At 45.8% G+C, this 2,482-nt stretch carries 4 protein-coding genes and 1 pseudogene; 3 read left to right on the plus strand and 2 right to left on the minus strand.

The window, feature by feature from the left end; all coding sequences use genetic code 11:
* The 3 genes from PX636_RS18105 to PX636_RS18115 form a co-directional block, all read left to right on the plus strand.
* The coding region (locus tag PX636_RS18105; protein ID WP_288118164.1) for a GDP-mannose 4,6-dehydratase at positions 1 to 365 on the plus strand (365 nt) is incomplete at its 5' end.
* Between the two features lie 194 nt (positions 366 to 559).
* A complete protein-coding gene (rpsP, locus tag PX636_RS18110; RefSeq protein WP_002736858.1) occupies positions 560 to 808 on the plus strand; it encodes a 30S ribosomal protein S16 in 249 nt (82 codons plus the stop codon).
* Entirely contained in the window at positions 801 to 1,166 is a 366-nt protein-coding gene (locus tag PX636_RS18115) for a KH domain-containing protein (RefSeq protein ID WP_002796441.1), read from the plus strand. The genes rpsP and PX636_RS18115 overlap by 8 nt, the downstream gene beginning before the upstream one ends.
* Positions 1,167 to 1,175: 9 nt before the next feature.
* Here the strand turns inward: PX636_RS18115 and obgE are convergent, their stop codons facing one another.
* Both obgE and PX636_RS18125 read right to left on the minus strand, forming a co-directional pair.
* Positions 1,176 to 2,204 carry a GTPase ObgE gene (gene obgE, locus PX636_RS18120; protein ID WP_002796442.1) on the minus strand — a complete coding sequence of 343 codons (1,029 nt, stop codon included), beginning with the start codon at positions 2,202 to 2,204 and terminating at the stop codon, positions 1,176 to 1,178.
* Positions 2,205 to 2,248: 44 nt separating this feature from the next.
* Positions 2,249 to 2,482: pseudogene (locus PX636_RS18125) on the minus strand (type II toxin-antitoxin system VapC family toxin); the annotation flags it as partial.

The following is a 2,482-nucleotide window of genomic DNA, read 5'->3' on the forward strand; positions in this document are numbered from 1 at the left end:
GTCAAGCTTTAGATACAGTTATTCACAAGGGAAAAGCGGGAGAAACCTATAATATTGGCGGAAATAATGAGGTAAAAAATATCGATTTAGTCAGGATGTTATGTGATTTAATGGATGAATTAGCACCCGATTTACCCGTGAAACCCGCTCAGAATTTAATTACTTTTGTCAGGGACCGGCCAGGACACGATCGCCGGTATGCTATTGATGCCAGTAAAATTCGCACTGAATTAGGTTGGCAACCTCAAGAAACGGTAGAGGGGGGATTAAGAAAAACCATTCAATGGTATCTCGATCATCGGGATTGGTGGCAACCTTTGTTATCCAAAGAATATCAAGAGTATTATGGGAAAGTTTACGGTTAGATAAGGGTAAAAACTTTAATCTTAATTTTGGGTGTGTTAGCGAAAACTAACACACTTAAACCTTGTACCTCACCATTAAGATATTGGCGTTATTTTCGATAATAGCCAATGGCTGCCTCCCGTTCCCTCGATCGCCACTTGTGGAAATACCGCCTGGATGAGTTAGAATCGGAAAGGAGAATTTTTGAGTAACCATGATCAAATTACGTCTAAAACGCTTTGGTAAAAAACGCGAAGCCAGTTATCGTATCGTTGCGGCCGTTAGCACCAGTCGTCGCGATGGTCGTCCCCTAGAGGAGTTAGGATTTTACAATCCCCGCACCGATGAAGTGCGTCTCGATGAAGAAGGGATTATCCGACGCTTACAACAAGGAGCGCAACCAACGGACACCGTACGCAGCATTCTCACCAAACAGAAAATTTTCGAGAAAATCAATGCCTAGTACCCCCAATTATCTCGAACTGGTGAAATTTATGATCGAGCCGTTTTTGGAAGAGCCGGCCAGTCTGAGATTGGATATCGAGCGCTGTAAGGAAAATGAACGTCTTTGGGTGCGTGTAGCCTTCGATGATGCCGATAAAGGCAAAGTTTACGGCCGGGGAGGACGCAATTTACAGGCGATTAGAACTACCCTAGAAATGGCGGCTGCGAGTGTGGGTCGCTCTCTTTATCTAGAAGTCTATGCGGCCGAAAATGAAGCTGAACAGCGCCGCACCCGTCGTTCTCATGGTAACTTTGAAGGTACGGAAAGAAGACCGAGCAATCGCCGACCACCTGCACCCCGGCAGCTCAACAACTAACGAGCGATTTTAGGAAAACAGGGAAGGGGTTTCATCCTCGACCCTCTCCAGTTGCTCTAATTGCTGCCAAACTTTGGCGAGTAAAGTGGTTAATCCGGCTCCTGTCACGGCGGAAATAGTCAAAATCTCGGCATTGGTTATTTTAGCAAACTGCTTTTGATAGTTATCTATCGTTTCCTCGTCCACAGCATCAATTTTGTTGAAAACCAGTATTTGCGATCGCTTTTCTAATCCCCGACCATAGGCGGCTAATTCCCCTTGAATAATTTGATAATCGGCGATCGGGTCTTCTGATGTCAAGGAGACAAGATGAATTAACAGGCGTGTGCGTTCGATATGGCGCAAAAATTCGTGTCCTAAGCCGATTCCTAGGTGCGCTCCCTCGATTAATCCAGGAATATCGGCGAATACCGTCCCATCTCCCGTGGGTTTGCGTACCACTCCCAAGTTAGGAATGAGAGTCGTAAAGGGATAATCGGCGATTTTGGGACGAGCAGAGGAAACGGCCGAGATTAGGGTGGATTTTCCCGCATTGGGCAGTCCGATAATGCCCACTTCCGCTAATAACTTCAATTCTAGGCGTAAATGGCGTTTTTCTCCCTCTAAACCGGGTAAAGCGTATTCGGGTGCGCGATTATTATTACTTAAAAAGTGGCGGTTGCCTAATCCCCCTTTTCCCCCGGCGGCCACGATTAAAGTCTGTTCGGGAGTGACCAAATCGCCGATAATTTCCTCGCTATCGAGATCGTAAACCACTGTACCACAGGGAACTTGAATAATGCGATCGCTACCGTTGGCCCCGGTGCAGTTGTTGGGGCCGCCCCGTTTGCCGTCATCGGCCTTAAAATAGCGACTATACTGGAAATCTAGCAGGGTTTGCAGGTTCTGAGTCGCCACGAAAATCACCGAACCACCTTTTCCCCCATTACCTCCGGCCGGACCGCCGGCGGGGACGTATTTTTCCCGACGGAAAGCGACAATTCCATCACCTCCCTTACCCCCTTCTACTTCTATTTCGGCGCGATCAATAAACTGCATAAGACTAAGTAGTTAAAGTGAAAAAATGCTCAAGATCAAAGCTGTTATAGGTTAACATCTTGCCAATTTAAAGCTGCTGCGAATCCCTGAAAATGTTTGACATTGGTAGTAGCGATGACTAGATAACGGCTCGGATATTGTTTTTTTAATAACTGCCAATGAGCAAGAATAATAATATCTACGTCAATATTGTAATTATCAGCCGTTTGTTGGCCAATCTTTCGAGTTTCTACCCAAATTTGTGACGATTCTAACATCACCTCGGTATCTAAATTTAA

Source organism: Microcystis sp. M53598_WE2 (genome assembly GCF_030067735.1).
In the GTDB taxonomy this organism is placed as follows: Bacteria; Cyanobacteriota; Cyanobacteriia; order Cyanobacteriales; family Microcystaceae; genus Microcystis; species Microcystis aeruginosa.

Bases quoted from the DNA above. Each gene is read 5' to 3' on its own strand.
- rpsP (WP_002736858.1), top strand. From the start codon at position 560: ATGATCAAATTACGTCTAAAACGCTTTGGTAAAAAACGCGAAGCCAGT.
- PX636_RS18115 (WP_002796441.1), top strand. From the start codon at position 801: ATGCCTAGTACCCCCAATTATCTCGAACTGGTGAAATTTATGATCGAG.
- obgE (WP_002796442.1), bottom strand. From the start codon at position 2,204: ATGCAGTTTATTGATCGCGCCGAAATAGAAGTAGAAGGGGGTAAGGGA.